A 593-nucleotide genomic window follows, 5' to 3' on the forward strand; every position below is an offset into this window, starting at 1 on the left:
CCCGGAGGCACCGGGCGGCGTCCGCCTCGGCCGCGCGGGCGTCCTGCGCCCTCTGCCCGGCCCGCCGGGCGGCTTCGCGGCACGGCTCCAGCCGGGCGGCGCGGCGCAGCGCCTCGGCCTCGGCGGCCGCCGCGCCGCCGGGACGCCGCCGGAGCCCGTCCCATCGCCAAAGGGCGCCGTCCGGCGTCACCAGCGCCTGGCCCGGCCCCAGATGCCGCCAGAGCCGGGGCGCCGCCTCGGGCGGGACCAGCCCGGTCAGGGCCAGACGCCGCGCGAGCGCGGGCGGTGCCCCGATCGGCTCCGCCAGCGGCACGGCCCCGGCGGGCAGGCGCGGCGGCGGGTCGAAGGGCGGCAGGACGTGCCAGCCGGCCCCGGCCGCATCGCCGTCTGCGGCGAGGGGCTCGCGCGCGGCATCCTCCAGGGCCGCCGCGGCGGCCTCCTCGAGCCCGTCCGGCACGGACAGGGCGGCTCCGGCGCCGCGGCGCGGGCCATCGGCCGCGACGAGCCCCTCGAGCGCGCGCAGTTCGGCGGCGCAGGCTGCGGCGTCGGCCGCCGTCGCGGCGGCGGCGCTGCGGGCCTCGGCCTCGGTCTGC

1 pseudogene is annotated in these 593 nt (G+C 84.5%); it reads right to left on the reverse strand.

Annotated elements, in window-relative coordinates:
* Nucleotides 1-593: pseudogene (locus GT358_RS16390) on the reverse strand (chromosome segregation protein SMC); the annotation flags it as partial.

It is taken from the genome of Rubellimicrobium sp. CFH 75288 (genome assembly GCF_009904055.1).
In the GTDB taxonomy this organism is placed as follows: domain Bacteria; phylum Pseudomonadota; class Alphaproteobacteria; order Rhodobacterales; family Rhodobacteraceae; genus Rubellimicrobium.